Below are 21,372 nucleotides of genomic sequence, written 5' to 3'. Positions count from 1 at the left end.
ACCAAAAGAAAATGCTCGAAAGTGAGAACGAATAGGTAAAACCGATCACAATAGTAGACGTGGATTGAATCATCGAATCCGATTCAAGCCTGAACCAATTTTTCTATCGATCAAGATAACGTCTCGTCCATGAAAATCACGGCGATCCCTCAACTGTACCGAAATCTCAAGCGATGGCGAGAGATCTTAACGGTGCTGCGCCGGTACGGGTTGGCTGATTGGTTATCAAGTTTTCGCTTGCCGTTCCGCGATGCATTAAAAGACCCGCGGGGCGTTCCGCTATCGAATTACACGCGAGAACAACGGGTGCGAATGGCGCTGACGGACCTGGGGCCGACGTTCATCAAATTGGGCCAGATCCTAGCCGCGCGTCCTGATTTGGTCGGTCCGAAACTTGGCGAAGAGCTAAAACGGTTGCGAGCCAACGTGCGGCCCGATGCGATCGAACAGGTTCGTGCAACCCTGCGAGAAGAACTCGGCGACGACTACAAAAAGTATTTCACCTCGATCGATCCAGTTCCGCTGGCGACCGCATCGATTGGCCAAGTCCATCGGGCCGTGCTTGGCGATGGAACTCGTGTCGTGATTAAGGTCCAACGCCAGGATATCGAAAAGATTATTCGGCAAGACATCGATGTGCTCGGCGGATTGGCCCAGTTGGCTCAACGAGTCGAAGGCTTGTCGAATTGGCGACCAGTCGAAATGGTCCGCCAATTCGCGCCGATGATTACGCGAGAATTAGACTTTAGCCGTGAACGTCAAAACCTGGAAATCTTTGCCGAGATCGTTCGCAAGACCAACACCTCGGTCAAGATTCCAAAGCCGCATAAACAGTACTGCACCAAGCGAGTGTTGGTGATGGATGAATTGGTGGGCACCACGCTTGCCGATTTTATTTCAGAGAAGAACGCACCAAAATCGAACCACACGATCACGGTCCCGTCTGCCAAGGGAACCACGAAAGTCCTGACGTCAAAACAAGTATGCGACTCGTTATGCGAAACGATCGCAGGCGTTTATTTGGCGATGATCTTTGACGAAGCTCTCTTTCACGCCGATCCACACTTGGGCAACTTGATTGTCTTAGAAGATGGTTCGCTGGGGATTTTAGACTTTGGAATGGTCGGTCGCATTGATGAAACTCTTCGCGAAACAATCGAAGAGATGTTGGTGGCGATCGCTTCGGGTGACCAGAACCGTTTGACTCGATTGATTCGTCGCATCGGTGAAGCACCGCCTTCCTTGGATGAATCCGGGCTAGCGGTCGATGTCGCCGACTTCATCGCAACCTATGGACGTCAGGATCTAGGCGAATTTGATTTAACCGGTGCGCTGAACGAACTCAGTGACATTCTTCACCGACACGCGATCAAGCTGCCCAACCAATCGGCTCTGCTGCTAAAGATGTTGATTTCGTTGGAAGGCACGCTGCGGGAATTGGGTGCGGGGTTCGATTCGCTGGATGTCGTCAAGTCGTTCGTTCGCAAATCTGTGGCCAGGCGTTTGAGTCCTCGCCGACGGATTCGCCAAGCGAGACGAATCTATCTGGAAGCGGAAAACTTTCTGGAGACCGCCCCCGATGAATTGATCTCATTGGTCCAACAAGTCAGGCGTGGTGAAGTTCGCGTTTCGCTGGAACATCAAAGTCTTGGCCCATCGATTAACCGCATCGTGTTGGGGCTGATTGCCAGTGCCGTCTTCCTGGGCTCTTCGCTTTTGTTGGCGATGAAGGTTCCACCGCTGTTGTTTACCCAGCCAACGTTCTTGGCGATGCAAGACCTAAGCCTGATCGGGCTGATCGGAATTGCGGGCAGCATTTCGGTGATGATGTGGCTGGTGATCGCCATCAATCGATCAGGCCACCTGACTCGCGGCAACGACGATTAGGGAACAAGCGTTCTTCATAGTCGCCTTTCGCTCCGCGAAAGCTGCGGTTTTGCTAACTTTTGCGGAGCGAAAGGCGACGCTATTCGACACTTCTCGAATCCCTACGGAATCACCTTGGATCGTTTGTGCAAATAACTTTGCCAAATCATTCGCGTTGCGACGGAACGATAGGGTCGCCAGTGTTCAGCACGGGCCAACAAACTGTCGGCTGTTGCGTACGACTTTCCTTCCAGTTCTTCCAGCCCTTTGACTAGCGCCAAGTCGCCTGTTGGAAAAAGATCGCTTCTTAGCAACGCCATCATCAAGAACACATCAGCGGTCCAGTTGCCCATGCCCAACTGATCCGTGATTGCTGCTCGGACATCCTCGTCTGACTTTCGCGACAATCCGCCGATCTTGAAATTGCCCCGGTCAACTTGTTGGGCCAATGTGTGGGTGTAGCGAGCTTTTTGACGGCTGAATCCCAGCGCTGCCAACTGCTGCTGGCCCATTTCCAGAATTGCGTGGTGCGTCACCTTGCCATCGCACGCAAGAACCAGGCGATCAAACGTCGCCTTGGCGGACGCCAACGACACTTGTTGTTCCAGGATGATGCGAACCAATGTCGCCAGCGTTGCCGGGCGTTTCCAAAGTGGCGGCGGTCCCAATTCACTCAGCACCGACGCCAAAACTGGATCGCTCGCCGCCAATTGTTCAGCAGCGACTCGGATCGATTCGCGACTGAGTTTTAGATCAATGAATCCAACTCTTCAGTTAACGTTTTGAACCTTGCAAGAGTCGTTTCCACCGGCGTGGGAACCGTCATGTCAACGCCTGCATCCTTCAACAAGTCCAAAGGATCTTTGCTGCACCCGCCCTTTAGGAATGACAGGTAATCGTCCAACTCGGACTGCCCGCCGTCCAACACGCGGCGCGACAGCGCCACCGCGGCCGACAAACCGGTCGCATACTTGTAGACGTAGAAAGCACGATAGAAGTGCGGAATGCGGAAACACTCCAGCTCTAAATCTTGGTCGATCACAAATTCAGGACCGAAATAAGTATCCAGCAAGCCGCGGTAAACCTTCTTGTAAGAATCGACCGTCAACGGCTCGCCAGCTTCCGCCATTTCGTGAGTGATCTTCTCGAACTCGGCGAACATCGTTTGACGCACCACCGTCGCACGAATGCTGTCCAGTTCGTTGTTAATCAAATAAGCTCGCTCGTTGTCGTCCGTCGCGTTCTTCAACAAATGTTCGGTCAACAATTGCTCGTTAAACGTGCTGGCTACTTCGGCGACAAAGATGGTGTAGTTGTAATACTGGAACGGTTGATTCGATGACGAATACCAACTGTGCATCGAATGCCCAGCTTCATGGGTCAGCGTAAAGACATCGTTCAACACTTCCGGCTTGAAGTTCATCAAGATATAGGGATCCGCGGCGAACGAACCGCAACTGAACGCACCACTTTGCTTGCCGCGATTTGGGTAACGGTCCGACCAACGCCCGCGAAGACCGGTTTCCAGTGTTTGCCGGTACTCATCGCCCAACGGATGCAGCGATTCGATCACCACATCAACGGCTTGGTCCCAAGTGTGATGCTTTTCAATATCCGACAGGATCGGCACGTAGGTGTCGTAGAAATGAATGTCCTTCAAGCCCATCTTGCGACGACGGACGTCCAGGTAATGGTGGACGCACGGGAGCGAATCGTGAACGGCGTTAATCAAATTGTCGTACACGGCAACCGGAACGTTGTCGGAAAACAGCGACGATTCTAGGCTGCTGGAATAGTCTCTCGCTTTGGCGTAGTAGGCGTCACGATGGATCGAACCGGTCAGTGTCGCCGAGAGCGTGTTTTCGTGAGCTTCGATTTCTTGGTAGTACTGATGAAACGCAGCTTTACGAACTTTGCGATCCGGGCTGATCATCAGTTGACCAAGAGTGGCGTGCGACAGTTCCATCGTGCGACCTTTGTGGTCTTCGATTTCGCCGAACTTCATGTCCGCATCGTTGAGTTGGCGGAACGCGTTGCCCGCCGCTGCCGCCATCTCGCCCTGCATCGCCAACAAACGTTCTTCGTTATTGGTTAAGGTGTGAGGTCGGTATCGGACCAATCGTTCCAACTGCAAACGATAAGGTTCGACTTCCGAATCCGACAAAAGCGTCGCCATGGTTGCTTCGTCGATCGCCAACAATTCTGGTCGCATGTAGGACGCCGCTTGCCCGGCACGAACGGCAAGGTTCTGGAACCGCGACTTCATTCCTTGATAGTGACTATCGCCCTGATCTTCGGTCGTTTTCAAGAACGCATAGGTGCCAAGCTTCTCAGCGATCTTGTCAAAGTCGTTATCAAAATTCAAAGCCTTCGCCAACATCGCCGCCGATTCACCAAGCTTGCCCTTAAACGAATCGAAGGTCGGGATCAGTGCTTCGAGCTCCGCAAAATCTTTTTCCCAAGCCTGGTCATCGGCATACAGGCTGGAAAGATCCCAGGTGTCTTCGGCGGCAACGTCGCTGCGATTGGGAAGCGTCGATGTGGCGGCAGCAGTACTCATTTGGTGTGTCGTCCGTGCAAAAAGAATGGTGATAAAGTCACTGACAGATTAAACATCCGAACCGTCGGATGAAACCTGGGTAAGCCCACCCGAAAAACCCAGAACCTACGATCCACCCGAGCCCAGTTCTGACAAAAACATCCCTTCGAGAATGCATTTTTTTGTCTCTAATTTTTTGTCTAAAACTACTGCGCAAGCCATCACGAAACCCGGATGAGATTTAGACAAAAAAATTAGAGACAAAAACATTTGCTTCGTAGGGGGCGTTACTCAACGCCGTGAAGAGTTTTGGTCGCGGAAAACAAATGTTAGTTCGTTTAGCCGCGTGGGCATCGCCCCGCGCGTCGTGCTGCCCCGAACGCGCGGGGCGATGCCCACGCGGTTAAACAACTTAGAAACTCTTCACTGCGTTGGGCTTTACTGCCTATCGAGATATGTGACGGTGGAAAACCGTGGGCGACCGTTGTGTTTAACGTTTTGGTCGGACGACGTCTTTTGCCAAGCCGACCATTTCTAGGCCCTGGATGATTCGCCATGACATGTCGAATTCCCACCAACGGTGACCGTGGGCGGCTGAACGTGGTTGAGCGTGGTGGTTGTTGTGCCAACCTTCGCCATGAGAAATCAATGCGACCAACCAATTGTTGGTGCTGTGATCGCGGGTTTTGTAATTGCGATATCCGAACACGTGCGACAACGAGTTGACTGACCAGGTTCCATGCAGCACAAACACCGTACGAACAGCAACCGCCCAAACGGTCCAACTGGCGGCGTAACGCACCGCTTCGCTGCCAACACCACCGCTGATGGCGTACCCGAAAATTAAACCGGCCAACGTGATCACAAAACTGTGGGCCAAGAACACAAAAAACCAACCGTCGCGACGTTCTAGCTTTAGATAAAACGGGTCACGCAGCAGGTCGCGTACATAACGTTCGTAGTGCGATGTACGATCGAGTTCTTTGTGTCGGCAAATAACCCAACCCATGTGTCCCCACAAAAAACTGACCAGCGGCGAATGCGGATCGGGTTGATGGTCGCTGTGTTGGTGGTGCATGCGGTGAATCGCAACCCAGCGGGCCGGCGAATCCTGCAAATTGCACATCCCCAAAATTGCCAGCGAGTGCTCCAGCCATTTCGGGCACGTGAACCCACGGTGTGTCAGCAATCGATGGTAACCAATCGTGATGCCGAGCATCCCAAACACAAAATGGCCGAGGATCCCCAGGATTAAACCCGACCATGTGAACAGATAGGAATAAGTCCAGGGCAGGATCGCGTACAAGGCGATCACGTGAACCGCGACCAAAACGATCGTGTAGGACCACATCAACTTGTACGGGTTGGTCGCTTCCGGGCGCGGCAATGCCTGCGGATCGATACCAATGTTGCCATCGGCTGGCATCGCATCGCCAGCAATGTCATTGACCAAGTTGGTCTTGTCGCCGATTTCGGCTCCGGTTGCGGTTCCGGTTTCTTCGCAAACAGACTCGCTCATGCGAATCATCCTGATTGATGGTTAGGAATAATGTCGATAAATGAATTTCAAAACGCTTCTTGGTGACCGCCACCTCGTAGGCCGTGTGGAGCTCTGCGCCGCACGGCGTTTTCACCCTCGCTGCCGTGTGTCGCAGAGCTCCCCACGGTCTACCGCTTTTATCAGTGGAACCGTTGCCGAAAGAAACGGGTAACTCGATCTGTCCCGCAATAAAAAAAGCCGATGGTATTCGCGAGGGAACACAGCATCGGCTTTGAACGGTGGGTTGACCAATGAAGGCTACTTCTTTTCGTCGTCGGCCTTCTTAACCTTCTTCTTACGCTTCAGCGAAACCTTCACGACGCGGACTTTGGGCATGCCCACGATCGAATTGCTCTCGTCGAATTGGCCGAGTTCCTTCAACCGCGCGACGCGTTCGGCGCGAGTCATTACATTGCGGTTCTTAATCGCCCCGGCTTTCACGCGGAGACTCTGGTCCATTGTCATCAAAAATACCCGGATCGGTTGGTTTCAAAGTGATTTCAGATTCGAGAAGATACGGAAATCCAAGTTTTTTGGCAAGGCGGCAAATCGTGATTCGGCTGTACAGAGCCATTTTAGGGAACTTGTGTACAGTTTTGTCACGATGACGCCGCGTTTGAAAGCGTTTTGGGATGTGGCGGCAAGCAAATCGATCAGCTTGCCTGTGACCAACGAGTTTCACAGCTTTGGATCTGGCTTGATATCAACTTTGGCTTCTAGGTAGGATCCGAACCAGGAAGAAAGAGGACAGAACCGATTTCAGGCCAACCCCGCTAGAGCAAGGATCGCTCGACGTGTCATCATCTGCTGCATCGAAATTGACGACCGAATTGCCGTTTCCGGCGACGCTGATTGAGCGTTTGGCGGCGATTCGTCAGATTGTCGCGGATGAGGGCCACGCGTTGATCGCGACCAGTAAATCGCTGTCGCCGCAAGCAGTCACGGCCGCGGAAATGACCGCCAACTGCCAAGGAAACGTTGTCGTCACCGGCGTTGGAAAAGCAGGTTTGGTTGGACAGAAACTTGTCGCCACCCTGGCCAGCACCGGCTCGCCAGCCCATTTCCTGCATCCGACCGAAGCTATTCACGGCGACCTGGGCCGCGTGCGAGACAACGATGTCGTATGGGCACTCAGCAATTCAGGTCGCAGCGAAGAAGTCGTTCAAATCGCCTCTCACCTGCGTTGTCACAGCGCCGGACTGATCGCAATCACCGCCAGCGACGATAACCCGCTAGCCGCCGCCGCGGACGTCGTCGTCGCGATCGGAAAACACGACGAAGCCTGCGTCCACGGACTCGCACCGACCACCAGCACCACCGTCATGATGGCCGTCGGCGACGCGATCGCGATGCTGGCCAGCCGTCTGCGAAAATTCACACCACAAGACTTCGCCAAATTTCATCCCGGCGGAGCCCTCGGAAAAAAGCTTGCCAACGTTCACCAGATCATGCGTCCGCTGGCTCAATGCCGAATCGCCGATCAGCAAACGACGATCCGACAAGCCATGGTGTCGCAGACCAAAACCGGTCGTCGCACCGGAGCGATCATGTTGGTGGACGACAACAAAAACTTGTGCGGCATTTTCACCGACAGTGACCTGGCTCGCTTGCTGGAATCCCGAGATGAATCGGCGCTGGACCGTCCGATTGCCGATCGCATGACCGCATCACCAACGACCGTCGATTCAGACATGCTGTTACAGGACGCGATCGCCATGATGTCCAAACGTCGCATCAGTGAACTGCCAGTGGTCGATGCCGACGGCAAACCGGTAGGGCTGGTCGATATCACGGACGTGATCGGATTGGCGGATGGTTATCGCGAAGAAGATTTCGCCAAACCGATGGCAGTACCGTTTTCACCAAAAAAACAAACTCCCACCTAGACTCTCAATTTTTTTGACAACAATTTTTCTGTCAAATTTACGTTGGACTCGCAGCAGGTTGAGCGAATGATGCGAGTGTTTTGACAAAAAAATTGTTGTCAAAAAAATTGTGTGCTGAATCAGTTTATTTTTAGTCAAAGAAAGCTCGAACACTGTGGAATGCCCGGCCGCTTACGCGTCGCGGCTCACTCACTTAATCGACCAATAACGCCATGAATCTCAATCCTTCGCTTGTACCAGTCTCCGACCACCTCCGATCCAAGGTTGCTCCGATCCGAGCGATCTTGTCGGACGTTGACGGAGTGATGACGGACGGACGGATCACTTACGATTCCGCGGGAATTGAAACCAAGCAATTCCATGCTCGTGACGGACTCGCGATCAAGTTGTGGATGAAGACCGGTTTTCAGTTTGGCATTCTGACCGCTCGCAACAGCCCCATTGTTCAGCGCCGCGCTGATGAGCTTGGGATTGAAACGGTGATGCAGGGTTTCGAGCAGAAATGGTCGGCCGCCTCCAACGCGATTGCCGATTGGAATCTGACGCCCGATCAAGTTTGCTACATCGGTGACGACTTGCCTGACCTGGCAGTGATGAAACATGTGGGCCTGTCGGTCGCACCGGCGGATGCCGCGTCGGACGTGATGGCGGCCGCCGATTGGGTGCTGAAACGTGACGGTGGAACCGGCGTGATCCGCGAATTGGTCGAATCGATACTGCGAGAATCCGGTCGTTGGCAGGAGCATCTCGACGCCTTATGAAACGGCTGACGCAATACCTTTCCGCACTGATCCTGTTGTCAGCCCTGGCCGTCGTTTACCAAAACACGCTCGTGCCGCTGATCCAGCCACCCGTGGCCGAATCGATCCCGATCAAACCGGCGCAGAGTCTGCGGATGGATGCGTCGCTGACGGATCTGTTCCCCGAAGGCAGTTGGCAGCGTGGTTCGTGCAAGGTTCTGCAAACCGCCGACGGAATGTTGCTGTTTGAAAAATGGGAACAGACCTCCAGCGATCAATGGAAACTTTGGCCGGTCGCCGTGGTGATGGGCCGCGGCATGTCCAGCAAAAAATCGTCTGAGCCGCTGATCTTGGAAGCCAACCAGGGAGCCGAAATCAAATTCAGTGCTTCGCTCGACGTGATGAGCGGCGGTGCGCCGCCGATCGAACGCGGGCGAATGATTGGTCCGGTTCACTTGTATCGCAAAGCGTCGGAAGGCGTGCCTGGTAAAAGTAACAGCGAAGAAGCCGGTCGCACGATTGACCTGCTAACGTCCAACGTCGGTATCGATAAACGAAAAATCTGGACCACCGATTCGATCACAATGCAGGTCGGTGGAGCTCGCTTGGTCGGCAGCGACTTGACGATCCACTTCGCTCGCGATCCATCCAAAGGCGGTGGCGATGCCCATTCAATCATGGATCGAATGGAACTGTTTTACCTCGACGAACTTACCCTTCCGCTTAGCCAAGCCCAATCAGTCGATCCATCAAGCCCGGACAAAGGCATCGTTTCGATCGGATGCAAAGGCCGGATCGAATACGACTTTGCACTCGATCACCTGAAACTAAGCGATTCCGTGTCGCTGGTGCATCAATCTTCGACCGGTCTGGTCGATCGTTTTGATTGCGACCGCTTACAGCTTTGGCTCAACGATCCGGCCAATCAGTCACTCGTTCGCAGCGGTCCACTGGACTGGGTCAACAAGTTGATCGCCGTTGGCAAATCGGAAGAGAATCGTCCGGCGATGGCAGTGCTGCCAAGCTTTGACACTTCCATTACCGCCGACGAAATCATGCTGGATTCGCGGGCCGGCAAAGTCCGTGCGTCGGGCCAGAAAGGCATTTGGCTTAGTCGCGGACCGATCTGGGCTGGTTTGGCAGGACTTGATTACGACTTCGATCCGACTCGCCCGCAATCCATCGGCACGCTTAGCGTATTGGGTGCCGGAGTCGTCAAAATTGATGATCCAAAGATCGCCGTCAAACAGGCTCATTGGAACAACAGCCTGCAAGTGCGTCCGCGTGGCATGCCAACGATCGACAACTTAGATGTGGACATTGACATCAACGTCGAGGGTGATTTCGAGGCCGAGTTTGTCGACGGAGGAACGTTCAAAGCTGATTCGCTGCACGCGATTTTAACGCCAGAGAAAGTTCAGCCTGCGCCGGGTGCGGTTAACTTGAACAGCAGTGGCCAGGCAGAAACAACGTTGGTTCCTAGCGAGTTCAACGTTACCGGAAACGTCGAGGTTGATACGTCAGCGATCATTGCAAAGACGGATTTCCTGCGGTTGCTGTTCGTCAGCGAAGCGGATCCGGTTCAGAAAACACTCGGACGCGAAGAAGCCAAACCGTCGCCGCTGCGGCAATGGGTTTCGCAGCCCACACCCGAATCAATGTCACAAGCTGATTCACAATCTGGCGGCGCGATGGAAGTTCCTGCCGCTCGGGCGAGACCGGTCATGCGTGGCGATTCGATTCAAGCAGTTTTGCGTCGCAACACCGCAGGGCTGAGTGCAAAGAGCCTGCGAGTTGAAGGGAACGTACAAGTCGACCACTCACTAGCGACCGCCGACGCGATGATGCCGGTGCGGTTGTCCGCCGACCGACTTCGTTTGCTCGATGGTGCAGGCGACGATGTTTTGGAACTAACCAGCAGCCCTGAACAGCCAGCACGGTTTGACATAGGCGACGGTTTTTTCATTGGACGAACCATTCAAGTTCGCCCAACCGAAAACATGATCTGGATTCCCGAATCAGGCGAATTCCAAATCCCGACTCAGGTCTTGCCAACCGGCATGGCCAACAGCGACCCAACGCAGGCGGAAAATACCGCCAACGATATCCGCTGGTCACGGCCGCCGTACTGCCGCTGGCAGGGCGAGATGACCTTCGACGGAAAATCGATCCTGTTGTCCGACGGCGTCGATATCACAGCGACCATGATCCGGGCTCGCGAGCAATGGGATTTCAACATCAAAGGAGACCGTCTGAAGGTGAACCTCGCGGACGGTGTTTCATTGAGCGACTTTGTCTCGCTGAAGAATGCAGAGATTCAATCGATCGCGATTCAGCAATCCGACGCTCGCCCCGTTCTGGTCAAAGCCATGCAGCGAGCCGCCGACGGGGCGCTGGAAGCAAAGCACTTGATCCAAGCTGCTGAGCTGACAATGTTGCCCGGCCAGGCTGATGTCACGGCACCCCAATCGGGAACCCTGATCGGCAGCGGCCCCGGCTGGTATCGCGGTTGGATGCCATCACGCAAACCGACCACCAGCGGACCGCTGCGATCCGACGCCACCGCGACGATGATTGACGACGCCGACCGACCTCTTACCGGAATTCATTTAACGTTCAACAACGCAATGGAAGCCGACATGCAGAACCGTCGATTGACGTTCGGACGCGGCGTACGGATTGGCATCAAGCCAGTCAGCCATTGGGACGACGCCTTCAGTGCCGCCGAAATGAACACGTTGGCGATCGGCGAATCGACCATGGATTGCGAACAACTACAACTTGCAATGGAGCCCGCCGCACCCACATCCTACGGCCGACCAGGTGCCCCAATGCCGTGGCAGGTCCAGGCGATATCGGGAATCATCCTGCGAACAAGAAGCGAGCGAGGCCTGTTAGAAACCACGGCCAACCGAGCATCCTACGCAGCGTCCAAAGACCTATTCACGCTGTACGGAACCCCCAACCGCCCGGCCGTCATCAAGCAATTCACCCCCGCCGGCCAACTAAGAATCAACATGGCCGTCAAATCCGCCGTCGTAAGACCATCAACAATGATGATCGAATCCATGGAAATGGAAAGCGTCAACATGGCCACGCCCGCGAACCTATCCAGACCAAAACCAGGCAGTTATCGTTAAGAAAGGTGCAACGATTGGCCCCAGGTGACGAATCAACAGTTGGCAGATAGATCAGTCATTCAATTTCGTAAGACTCGGCAAGCACTTCATTTAGCAACTCGGCCAGATCAAATGCTTCAGCTTGTTTCCGGATCGACAGTTTTTGTTCATCACTGCAAGTTCGGAAGATTGCCTTCAGGTCTCGGCGACTTTTGTGGCTTCCCTTGCTAATCCAAACTAATTTGGATGCGGCGGCATCAGTGCGAGACACAACCGGCAAGACTTCGCCAGCAAAAATCTCAAGCATTTCGCTACGCCCCAATTCACCGGGAATCATTTCTCGCGGATAAATATCAAGCTTCAGGCATTCTTCTTGATCGAGCAGTTGAAACAATCCACCAGATTTAACAGCGCGTCGCATTGAAGTTTCATCAAACATAAAATCCGATTCTGAGATGCACTTTACGAATGCATCTAGCTGACGACGCGACTGCTCGGGACCGATGACCACATCGATATCTTGCGTCATTCGAGGCTCGCCGTAAACGGTGCCAGTCAGCCCACCTGTTAGGTGAAACGGGATGCCGAGCTCTCGAAGGATGACTGTCAATTTTGCTAACGTCGTTTGAAAAATTTCAACCGGAAACATCAGCTAATTTATCCTCAATCATTTTACGCACTTGAGGTTCATTCCCGTACAGCCTCAAAGCAACTTTCCACTTTAGCAATTCATCACTCATTTCGCCGAACTCCTTCGTGAGTTGCCGAGCAATTTGATCGCGAGTCCATTGAAACATAGCTGCCGAACGAGCAAGACGCTCCGCAGGAGCCATTGAATCAAGTCGATTTTGATACGCAAGTTCGATTGGCGACGAAACAGTAGACACGGCGATTGATGCGTTAGGGCGTTGGTATCGAAAATCCGCGTTGCTGTTCATTTTATGACCAAACCAATGAAGGTGCGAAGACTGTCATGCCAATCCCTACTTTACCATAACAAGCGATCAGAGAGAGATTGCTACGCGGTGACGTTTTGGTCGTTCCTGGGGACTGCTAGGGTTTATCGGATCGAGTTTGCTGTGTACCTCTCGCAACCGCTGGTCAACTTTATGCGAAGAAGCGGTTGCGCGGAAGATTGAAAGAATACGCTGGTGTTTTCTTTCACCCAGCTTTGAATCATGCTGCCGCCAATCATGCTGCCGCCAATCATGCTGACGAAAAGATCATGTGATCGCGAAACACTCTGCGACACTTGCTTGCCCGCGGTGATGATGGTGACCGATTCGCTCGGCGTCCGCCTTCATTGATTCTGGACGGCCGACGCATGATGACTTGCCGAAATACTTCTGCCAATTCCAAACCAAGTCTCGCCACATCAATGCATCAATCCCAAGTTCCTGTAGGGTTTTGGCCATCGCTGATGGGACCTTAGACGTCACTCCTTCAACCCCCTGGCGAGCCGTCCAGCGAAGCAATCGCTTGTAGTCCTTCCAGTCGATATTCAGAAAACCCTTGTCACTGCCACGAAAACCATCTTGATGAACCTCGGGGTCAGATTCCAAGGTGCCGTGCGTCATCGACAGGGGCGCAAGCCAACCATCGCGACGAACCTTTCGACCGGTTGGGTTCTTGCGAGCCTCCTTGCGTTCTTGTTTCAATTCTTCCACCGAAGTCTCGCGAATCTTCCGACCAGCTTCTTTCGCCGGAATCGCCTTCAGGTCAAACGCCGCCGAAGGAATCTGCTTTCCTTTCTCCGCTTCGATGCGATCATACGCTGACGTGTGGATCGAATCGTCAGGACTGCCAGCCATTGCTGCCCGAACAGGGTTTAGGTCCACGTACATGCTGCACGCCAACAAGCCAGCTTCGTCCACGATTCGCTGAGCCTTAAAACGCCCTTCCCAAAACCGACCTTCACAATGCGATGGAAATCGACATTGGCCGACGTAAGCAAATCGGGATAATTGATCTTTCCGCACTTCAATCGCTCGTTTTCTGGGTGGAGCGGTATCAACAACAAATCATGGAAGGTGTCCCATGCGTCCTGACGGAAACCCCGCCATTGTCCCCCCCCGCGCCGACGGTCAACACCGATAGCGAAAACGGTTCCTCTGGATCGCATTTGGGATCAAGCGATCGATCCAAAGACCAAGCGACAGATTCTGAGAATCATGTCACAGGCGGCGGCAAACGCAATTGTCAAAACACCTCGCGGCAAGGAGGTAAGCGATGAATGAAATTGCAATCGCTGGCGAGGCCGTTCGCGTCGCGAAGCCTACGGGGTTATTCCACCCCAAGGTTACCGATCGGCACTTGGGTTTTTTGGCGGCTGTGTACGTTCGTCAATCCACTTCGGCGCAACTCAGGGAGCACCAAGAATCGACTGCGCGGCAGTACGCGATGAAGGATCGTGTTGTTGCATTGGGTTGGCCTCAGGATAGTGTAATTGTTATTGATGACGACCTTGGTCTAAGCGGCAGCGGCAACGCCGATCGTGAAGGCTTTCGGCGACTTTTGAAGCTTATCACCGATCAGAAGGTTGGGCTGGTCGCAGGACTGGAGATGAGTCGCTTGGCTCGCAACTCGAAAGACTGGAGCGATCTATTCGAAGTCTGCGCAATTTTCAATACATTGATCGCTGATGAAGATGGAGTCTTTGATCCGCACGACCCAAATGATCGACTCGTCTTGGGACTCAAGGGAATTATCAGCGAGATGGAGTTGCACACGATGAAGGTTCGACTGGAGCGAGGTCGGCTAAGCAAAGCGCAGCGTGGCGAACTGTTCCATGACGTCCCGGTTGGCTATGTACTCGATGCGCAAGGTTCTCCGCAGCTTGATCCGGACCAGTCCGCTCGCCGAGTGATGCAGTTGTTCTTTGACCAATTCGAAATCACCGGATCTTCGCACGCCCTGTTTCAGTACTTGGCCGAACACAATATCCGTCTTCCGTTTCGTCAGCGACGCGGCGGAGTCTCCGGTGATATCCAGTGGCGTCTTGCTGCCAAGACGACCGTCTATGGATTACTGAAGCACCCGCTTTATGCGGGCGCGTACGGTTATGGACGCACCAAGCGATATGGCACGAAAATGCCGTCAAAAGCGACGAAAAAGCACCTTCTTCCCGAACAATGGAAAGTGCTGTTGATCGATCGACACCCCGCCTACATCACATGGCAGCAGTTCTGCGACAATCAACAACGCCTGCGAGAAAACGACTCTCGCCCCGATCGCATGGGGCCAGCACGCACAGGAGTGGCGTTGCTAAGTGGAATCGTGTACTGCGAAAAATGTGGTCGCCGTTTGGCAGTCAGCTACCCTTCAAATTCATCTCCGGTGTACCGATGCGCTCGCCACAGCACCGTCGCAGGCGCTACTCCGTGCAACAGCTCGATTCGCTGTGAAATTTTAGATGCACTGATCAGCGATAAGCTTCTTGAGGCATTGTCGCCAGCGGGAATAGAACTCAGCTTACAAGTGATCCAGGACGAGGAGACACGTCGGATTCAGATGCAGCGGATCTATACCGATCGCGTGCAACAAGCTTGCTATGCGGTTGAAGTCGCCGAGCGAGGTTACCGCCATGTTGATCCGGCCAATCGCTTAGTCGCGGCGAGCTTAGAAGAAAGCTGGGAGCAGGCGCTTGTTGCACAACAAGATGCTCAGCAACAGTTGAACGAACTTCTGTCTCAGGTGTCGACAGAGATCGACGACGCGCAGCGAGAAGCCATTGAACAATGTGCTGGCGATGTAGTGACGCTATGGCAGCGGCACTTAGGAGTGGTTGATCGCAAGGAAGTCGCTCGCTTGCTATTGAAACAGGTGAACGTCGCAGTTCAAGGCAACACGCAACGCGTCGATGTTCGATTGCAATGGCGAGGCGGTTACGAAAGCGTACACGAGATCATGCGAACTGTCACCGTCTATCCGCAGCTAGACAACTACCGTGAACTGATGGACCGAATGCTTCAGCTTGTGCTTGATGGAAATCGTTCGCCAGCAGTTGCGTCGATACTTGCAGAAGAGGGCTATCGTTCGCCTCGCCACAACAAGCCGATCTCCGCCTCGATGATTGGTAAGTTGCTCAACGATGATCCGGCCAGTCATCAACAACTAACGACTCCAATACTTTCGGAACATCAATGGCTGACCATCGATTTGGCAACAGCGATCGGCGTCACCACGAAGAAGCTCAAGGATTGGGTGCGCCGTGGGTGGGTTCTTGCAGACCAACGCCCGTTTGGTCGCGTGTGGGTGTTTTGGGCGGACGCCGTAGAGTTGACGCGGTTACGTCAGTTATCAGTCAGCCAAAGCCGAAAAGGGTGCATGGGGCCAACAGAATCTTTACGGACGCCAACAAGAAATGACCGAAAAACCCCGTAGAAACCTAGCCCGCGATAGCACAGTCCAACGCAGTGCTTCGCTTCATCCAATCGAGAGTTTTGACGCATGGCATCGGACGATTCCAAAACCGACCTGTGCATTCATCCTGGCGATTTGCCATCCGAGCGATCGGTTCCGCTAGAGCCCGCATGAACCAGGAAATATCCGAGATTCGCCTGCGAATCTCAGCCAAACGATCCTGATCCTGACACAGCGTTTTGACATCGTTCTCGGTCGGTTCGGCCAAGTGTTCCTCAAGCCTACGACCGGGAAATACGCGCAACCAACGAATCGCAAGCTCTTCGTCACTCCATTCTGCGACCACATCAGGTCGAGTGCGCAGAATTTGGTGAAGGTGATTGCTCATCACCGCATAAGACAGAACATCGACTGCAAAAACGGACGCAAGTGCTTCCATCCGCCGGCGAATCCACTCCTTTCTATAGGAGTAGTCCCGACCAGTCGCCTGATCCAAGCCAGCAAGAAACGCCCGACGCACGCAGCGTTGGACAACATGGACGATGCAAACTTCCGACGCGTCAAATTGTTCATTCCGAGCAGGTCGCGGCACAATTCACCCCCATTAAGAACCAAGTAAGCCAAGAATATACGACTCGCCTACCCAAATGTCAACAGTTGGTGGGTGGCACCATATTATTGAAACCGGGTCAGTTTCGGTAGTTTGGCGAACGGAATGTCTTTCGGGCTGGGGCTCGCAGCTGTATCTACCGAAAGCAAACTGGCTCCCGGCCAGCTGCTCTTTACGTTAGGTGGATCCGTTTGGGCCGTAAGAAAAACCTCTGATGGGTGAACACAAATCACTGTATCCTAAACCGGTTATTTGGTGGAGATCCGCTAAATACTGCAGGAGTTTCCTGATTTGACTAGGTTCTTTCTTGCCGATTCAATCGTTATGTAAAATGGGTGTGCAGCACAGCACGGCAGAAGCGAATAGAAAAGCGTTGTGAGTCACCATTGTCATCTTTTCGAGAGCTTTTGGAATATACGTCAGTTTGACGAGCCTTATTTATGAAAACCAGCACTATTAGACGCCGGCTTTCCGTTGAAAGCCTTGAACACCGGCGTCTTTTGGCAGCTTTGAAGTTTGAGCCGGTGGATAGTCTTCCGACTATCGATGAGGATGGTGAGCGCATCGTTTTGGTCAGCCCTGGACAAACTTTCGACGTGACTTTGGAGCTGATAGAAACAGAACGCTTGGTACTTGGATTTCAAGCGAATTTATCGAATTCAGATGCAAGCCTGCAACTGAGCAACTACCGACGCGGTGGCAATTTCAATGACCTGACCGACGATATCTTTGATCCATCGTCCGGTGATTTTTATGTCGTCGGTGGCTCGTTCAACGATCGTGGGGCCCCACCGGCAATCCTGCTTGGTACGTTTACTGTGATGGTTCCCACTGACGCAGGTGATCATCTCTTAACTGCAAATCGGGTCTCTGACCCTAACAATCAAATTACCGATGTGATCGCGACCGATGGTGGTTCACTTAGCATCACTGATTTTGGTGATTTGACAATTCGAGTTATTGAAACAAATGATGTTCCAAACCTGAATTTATTTGCTGCTACCTCAAGCTTGCTTGAAGGCGATATGGGCGGCACACAGTTTCAATTCGATGTGACACGAGATGTCGTGACGTCTGGTGAGGCGGTAGTGAACTATGTGGTCGAACCCGTCGGTCCACTTACTGTATCTCCGGAGGATTTCGTCGGCGGCATCCTACCCAACGGGCAAGTTGTTTTCGCCGATGGGGACACCATCCAGTCTTTTTTCATTGAAGTGCGTAGTGATCTAGATTTCGAACCGGATGAGATATTTCAAGTGAAACTGTCTAGCGTTGACGGCGATGTCGCGATCATTTCCTCAGTCGCTACTGCTTTGATTCAAAACGACGATTCAGTCGATTTGACCTCCACAATCTTGGTTCCACAACAGATTGTTGGACCGTTTTTGGTCTCTTCAAGTCCTCCTGTCCAACCTCTACCATCGGCTGTGATATTCGAAGTTGACGCTGCCACTCAACTGACAATTCGAGCCAGTGGCTCACAAGTCATTACGAGTCCGGTGTTGATCGTGGATCAGCAAGGCAAACTCGTTAGCTCATCCAACGGCGTTATTACCTCCGGGCTATTGTCCGAAGGCATTTCTTACGCGGTAATCTTTCCTTCGAGCGAAATCGATCAGAACTACGCGATTACGGTTTCTCAAGTGAATACTGAGTTCTCGTTCGGTGGTTCCGTCAATTTTTTACAGCCAAGCGATACCAACGGTGACGGAAGAGTTACGGCGATTGACGCATTGCAAATTGTTAATTTCCTAAGCTCCCAAGCTTCAATGATTCCGCTTGGCCAATTTTTGGATGTAAATCGAAATGGTGAAATTACTGCATTAGACGCACTGCTGGTAATCAACGAGATCCAAAATGCTGCAGTTGGAAGTACTAGAACCTTAGAAGCGGAAATCGCTCCAACCCAACTTCAAGCGAATCCAAACCTCTTCCAAGTTGACAAATTGGAACCAGCGTCGGTCGCGTTTGCCGATCTTATTAAAGATGAATCTCTTTTGATTGAATTTGGTGGGCCCGACTATGAAACCCAAAGACTGGCGAAGTTCTCCATAATGACACCCGAAAGAGTAGGGGTAGAGATGTTGAAAAAGCAATCGAACAGCAAACTTGTGGTGGATCTAGTAATGGCAAGCTGGAAACTTGATAGGGAAGATCTGCGAGAAAACTCTTTTGCCCTCCACTTCGGAGGGGGGAGCGTCGCATGAAAATCCAACGTTAGGTTAATTCAGAAGGGTTTTCGAGGACAAAAAAGACTACTTGAAGTGGGTACTTGTTTGATCAAAAAGCGATCAAATAACAGCGAGCCTGATGTCCTTAATCCTTTACAGCATTCAAGTCTTCGGCTCGCAAGTGAATTTAATGAAAAAGTGCCCAATTTGTTGCGAATGCTTTTGTCTTGTCTATTCCGTCAGTTACACTGTTTTCTTGTGACATCGCAGCGCAGTCAGAACGTAAACGCAATTGCGGGCCCCACACTTCCGAATCAACTTTGCCTGGTTATCTAAGATTATGTTAAATCGATCCACAACATTAGCGACAACTCTTCTAGCCTTTCTGATTCTCACCAGTCAATCGCCTGCCCTTGCTGACATCTTTTTGTCGATCGACTTAAATCCCAATGAAGATGGGGTTCAGGACACGATTGACGCGGTGCCTGGCCAGAATATCATTGCATCCGTTTTCATGGAGTTACGTAACACAATGTTGGATAGGCCCGGACAAACTCCCGGTGACACCGGCTTGACTTCTTACAGCCTTGATTTGGTTTTCGACGAATTTCTGAACCGTGGTCCCGATGCTTTGATCTTCGCGCCGCCACTAGGAGCCCCTCGGGAGCAAGCGTTCCTCCAGACGCCAATCGCCCCTCTCGAACCGCTAGCCACCTTCGCGACATTGAACAACAACTTTACAGACGACGGTCTGCGCCCAATTGCTGCTGGCTCTGTATCTAACCTTCTGACTGATGGCGCGTCTGGTTCGATCTTCACTTTTTCGCTCTCAGTCGACGATGCTTTCACCGGAGGTCCTTTGGCGATTTCAATTATTAATCCAGAGGCATTTGATTTCCTGACGGCTGACTCTCCTGGGAATCTGGCGGGTACTACAGGACGCCGTAGCGATTTCGTCTTGTCAGGCGGTACCATTAATGTGATACCTGAACCTTCTTCGCTCGCCGTAGTGTTCTTGGGCTCTGGTTTGATCGCGCTGCGTCGCAGACGCAGGAACTCTCTTTGACCCTAAGGCGCTCCAGGTCGGGGTGGGTGATTGACGAAATCTTACGGTTGCATTTTTGTCAGTAGACCTTGGATCTCTTATATCTGCACGCGGTGCATGTCACGTTCCCTACAACCCATGAACGTACCAACTGACTCGTTTGCTGAATTCAAACGTGTCGCAGCCTAGGATTCTTTCGACGTCGTTGATGCGGTCTTTTCGGGGGTAGTTTCGGAAGGGGGGGCGGGTGGCGGTTTTGTTGAGGAGCTGGGCGAAGTGTTTGGGTTCGCGTTCGCCTAGGTAGAACATCATTGCCCAGGCGACTGCGTAGGCTTTCGAGACTGTTCGTGGGTTGTCGAACATGGTGTCGCCCGAGAGTAGTTCCATGACGTCCGCGCTGAAATCGGTGTCGCTGCGGCCTTTGTAGGTTCGCTTGATGAAGGTCAGGCTGTCTCGATTGATCCGCTCTTCTCGCGATGCCCCTGTCGCTGCGTTGGTCATGCCGGCGGTTTCAAACATTTGGCCGATGCCTTCGCTGATCCACTTGGGCGTGTCGGTTAATCGGCTGTGAACGCCGCTGTTGAATGCCGATTGATGAGCGGCTTCGTGACGCACGGTCGCGGCGATGAAGTCTTGCCGACCGCCGTCATGAGTGATCACGCGGTTGCTCTGTCCCGCATACACACCGGCGACACGGTTCATCTGAATGCCAATGCGTTTGAATTCGCGGTACATCGCGGCTTCGTCGGGCATGACGACCGCGACCATCGGGAAATTCCCTTGCCGAACGTTGACGCCACGGCGGGTCATGTAACTGGTGAACGCTCGATGCGATTGTTCAAACAGGTTGGACCATTTGTTGCCACGCCCCTTGGGCTGAACGAGCAAGAAGTTTTTGGTTGACTTGATTTCAAATTGGTTGCCAAACTCGCCGCCCAGTTCAGTTCGCATTTGCGAAACCTCGATCGGCGAGTACTCGTCTTCAATCGTTCGAACTTGGTACTTCTTGTCAGCGGGGTTGAACGAGTGCATCCAACCGTCGCGTCCCAGGACAATCATTTCTCCGGTTACATCGAGTAGTTTCAGGCCCTGACGTGTTTTGCCCGACGCAAAGAACTCCACCATTCCAGGCGGGCCTACCGCGGGTGCGGTGTTGGCCGAATTACAGGCTAGAATGCAGGCGCAAAGCAGACAAACGCGGGTGAGGTTTAGATTTGTCATGGTAAGCAGATGGTTTCTTTTGTAGCGTCGGTTGTAAGGAGTTTTGGCTGGTCGAGTTCAACTACTGATTGGCATAACGAGAAGCCCGGCCACTTACGAGAATGTCCGGTTTAGAACCTGAGCATGCCGACCGGGCCAAGCTCTGTTAGTCCTGGAAAGACGAAAGCTCGGTGCCGGGTACTGACCCGCTTGTCGATTGAATAGTAAATCCAAATTGATAGTCGCCTTTTGCTCCGCAAAAGCAGCGTTTGTGGACGCAACTTTCGCGGAGCG

General features: G+C 52.8%; 14 protein-coding genes and 2 pseudogenes. 7 read left to right on the top strand and 9 right to left on the bottom strand.

The genetic code is table 11. The features are described 5' to 3' along the window. Positions 1-129: 129 nt before the first annotated feature. Entirely contained in the window at positions 130-1,887 is a 1,758-nt protein-coding gene (locus RC85_RS00520; RefSeq protein WP_068257908.1) for an ABC1 kinase family protein, read from the top strand. A gap of 101 nt (positions 1,888-1,988) precedes the next feature. On the opposite strand, the gene RC85_RS00515 is transcribed toward RC85_RS00520, so the two are convergent. From RC85_RS00515 to RC85_RS00500, 4 genes are all read right to left on the bottom strand, one after another. Then, positions 1,989-2,576 carry a DNA-3-methyladenine glycosylase family protein gene (locus RC85_RS00515; protein ID WP_068257907.1) on the bottom strand — a complete coding sequence of 196 codons (588 nt, stop codon included), beginning with the start codon at positions 2,574-2,576 and terminating at the stop codon, positions 1,989-1,991. 38 nt (positions 2,577-2,614) lie between these two features. After that, positions 2,615-4,426, bottom strand: coding sequence for an oligoendopeptidase F (pepF, locus tag RC85_RS00510; RefSeq protein WP_068257906.1), 1,812 nt, complete (start codon positions 4,424-4,426; stop codon positions 2,615-2,617). 469 nt (positions 4,427-4,895) lie between these two features. Further along, on the bottom strand, positions 4,896-5,831 hold the full coding sequence (locus RC85_RS00505; protein WP_420821387.1) for an acyl-CoA desaturase: 936 nt from the start codon (positions 5,829-5,831) through the stop codon (positions 4,896-4,898). 372 nt (positions 5,832-6,203) lie between these two features. Further along, entirely contained in the window at positions 6,204-6,404 is a 201-nt protein-coding gene (locus tag RC85_RS00500; protein ID WP_068257995.1) for a small basic protein, read from the bottom strand. Positions 6,405-6,739: 335 nt separating this feature from the next. Here RC85_RS00500 and RC85_RS00490 point away from each other — a divergent pair, with 335 nt between their 5' ends. The 3 genes from RC85_RS00490 (at position 6,740) to RC85_RS00480 (ending at position 11,711) form a co-directional block, all read left to right on the top strand. After that, positions 6,740-7,831 carry a KpsF/GutQ family sugar-phosphate isomerase gene (locus RC85_RS00490; protein WP_084422218.1) on the top strand — a complete coding sequence of 364 codons (1,092 nt, stop codon included), beginning with the start codon at positions 6,740-6,742 and terminating at the stop codon, positions 7,829-7,831. A gap of 212 nt (positions 7,832-8,043) precedes the next feature. Then, positions 8,044-8,592, top strand: a complete 549-nt coding sequence (locus RC85_RS00485) for a KdsC family phosphatase (protein WP_068257904.1) — start codon at positions 8,044-8,046, stop codon at positions 8,590-8,592. Next, positions 8,589-11,711, top strand: coding sequence for a hypothetical protein (locus tag RC85_RS00480; RefSeq protein WP_068257903.1), 3,123 nt, complete (start codon positions 8,589-8,591; stop codon positions 11,709-11,711). Before RC85_RS00485 ends, RC85_RS00480 begins: the two co-directional genes overlap by 4 nt. 55 nt (positions 11,712-11,766) lie before the next feature. Here the strand turns inward: RC85_RS00480 and RC85_RS00475 are convergent, their stop codons facing one another. From RC85_RS00475 to RC85_RS00465, 3 genes and pseudogenes are all read right to left on the bottom strand, one after another. Continuing rightward, positions 11,767-12,339 carry a nucleotidyl transferase AbiEii/AbiGii toxin family protein gene (locus RC85_RS00475; RefSeq protein WP_068257902.1) on the bottom strand — a complete coding sequence of 191 codons (573 nt, stop codon included), beginning with the start codon at positions 12,337-12,339 and terminating at the stop codon, positions 11,767-11,769. Beyond that, on the bottom strand, positions 12,326-12,577 hold the full coding sequence (locus RC85_RS00470; RefSeq protein ID WP_149752611.1) for a hypothetical protein: 252 nt from the start codon (positions 12,575-12,577) through the stop codon (positions 12,326-12,328). The genes RC85_RS00475 and RC85_RS00470 overlap by 14 nt, the downstream gene beginning before the upstream one ends. Positions 12,578-12,913: 336 nt before the next feature. Then, positions 12,914-13,609: pseudogene (locus tag RC85_RS00465) on the bottom strand (hypothetical protein); the annotation flags it as partial. 310 nt (positions 13,610-13,919) lie between these two features. On the opposite strand from RC85_RS00465, the gene RC85_RS00455 reads away from it, so the two are divergent. Then, the gene (locus RC85_RS00455; protein WP_068257899.1) at positions 13,920-16,073 is read left to right on the top strand and encodes a recombinase family protein; all 2,154 of its coding nucleotides are present in this window, start codon (positions 13,920-13,922) and stop codon (positions 16,071-16,073) included. A 49-nt stretch (positions 16,074-16,122) separates the two neighbouring features. Here RC85_RS00455 and RC85_RS00450 read toward each other — a convergent pair. Then, positions 16,123-16,644 (bottom strand): annotated as a pseudogene (locus RC85_RS00450) (transposase); the annotation flags it as partial. A gap of 458 nt (positions 16,645-17,102) precedes the next feature. Here RC85_RS00450 and RC85_RS00445 point away from each other — a divergent pair. Together RC85_RS00445 and RC85_RS00440 are read left to right on the top strand one after the other, a co-directional pair. Further along, positions 17,103-18,869, top strand: a complete 1,767-nt coding sequence (locus RC85_RS00445) for a dockerin type I domain-containing protein (RefSeq protein ID WP_068257898.1) — start codon at positions 17,103-17,105, stop codon at positions 18,867-18,869. Positions 18,870-19,173: 304 nt separating this feature from the next. Continuing rightward, the gene (locus RC85_RS00440; protein ID WP_068257897.1) at positions 19,174-19,899 is read left to right on the top strand and encodes a PEP-CTERM sorting domain-containing protein; all 726 of its coding nucleotides are present in this window, start codon (positions 19,174-19,176) and stop codon (positions 19,897-19,899) included. 108 nt (positions 19,900-20,007) lie between these two features. Here the strand turns inward: RC85_RS00440 and RC85_RS00435 are convergent, their stop codons facing one another. Next, entirely contained in the window at positions 20,008-21,099 is a 1,092-nt protein-coding gene (locus tag RC85_RS00435; RefSeq protein WP_084422215.1) for a DUF1570 domain-containing protein, read from the bottom strand. Positions 21,100-21,372 lie beyond the last annotated feature (273 nt).

Origin of the sequence: Rubripirellula obstinata (genome assembly GCF_001642955.1) — a bacterium.
GTDB lineage: Bacteria > Planctomycetota > Planctomycetia > Pirellulales > Pirellulaceae > Rubripirellula > Rubripirellula obstinata.
The sequence above is the reverse complement of the archived record's forward strand: the minus strand, read 5'-3'. Positions and strand labels throughout refer to the sequence as shown.

Excerpts from the sequence above, each read along its gene's own strand:
- RC85_RS00520 (WP_068257908.1), top strand. The coding sequence starts at position 130 with ATGAAAATCACGGCGATCCCTCAACTGTACCGAAATCTCAAGCGATGG.
- pepF (WP_068257906.1), bottom strand. The coding sequence starts at position 4,426 with ATGAGTACTGCTGCCGCCACATCGACGCTTCCCAATCGCAGCGACGTT.
- RC85_RS00505 (WP_420821387.1), bottom strand. The coding sequence starts at position 5,831 with ATGCCAGCCGATGGCAACATTGGTATCGATCCGCAGGCATTGCCGCGC.
- RC85_RS00500 (WP_068257995.1), bottom strand. The coding sequence starts at position 6,404 with ATGGACCAGAGTCTCCGCGTGAAAGCCGGGGCGATTAAGAACCGCAAT.
- RC85_RS00485 (WP_068257904.1), top strand. The coding sequence starts at position 8,044 with ATGAATCTCAATCCTTCGCTTGTACCAGTCTCCGACCACCTCCGATCC.
- RC85_RS00480 (WP_068257903.1), top strand. The coding sequence starts at position 8,589 with ATGAAACGGCTGACGCAATACCTTTCCGCACTGATCCTGTTGTCAGCC.
- RC85_RS00475 (WP_068257902.1), bottom strand. The coding sequence starts at position 12,339 with ATGTTTCCGGTTGAAATTTTTCAAACGACGTTAGCAAAATTGACAGTC.
- RC85_RS00455 (WP_068257899.1), top strand. The coding sequence starts at position 13,920 with ATGAATGAAATTGCAATCGCTGGCGAGGCCGTTCGCGTCGCGAAGCCT.
- RC85_RS00445 (WP_068257898.1), top strand. The coding sequence starts at position 17,103 with ATGAAAACCAGCACTATTAGACGCCGGCTTTCCGTTGAAAGCCTTGAA.
- RC85_RS00440 (WP_068257897.1), top strand. The coding sequence starts at position 19,174 with ATGTTAAATCGATCCACAACATTAGCGACAACTCTTCTAGCCTTTCTG.
- RC85_RS00435 (WP_084422215.1), bottom strand. The coding sequence starts at position 21,099 with ATGACAAATCTAAACCTCACCCGCGTTTGTCTGCTTTGCGCCTGCATT.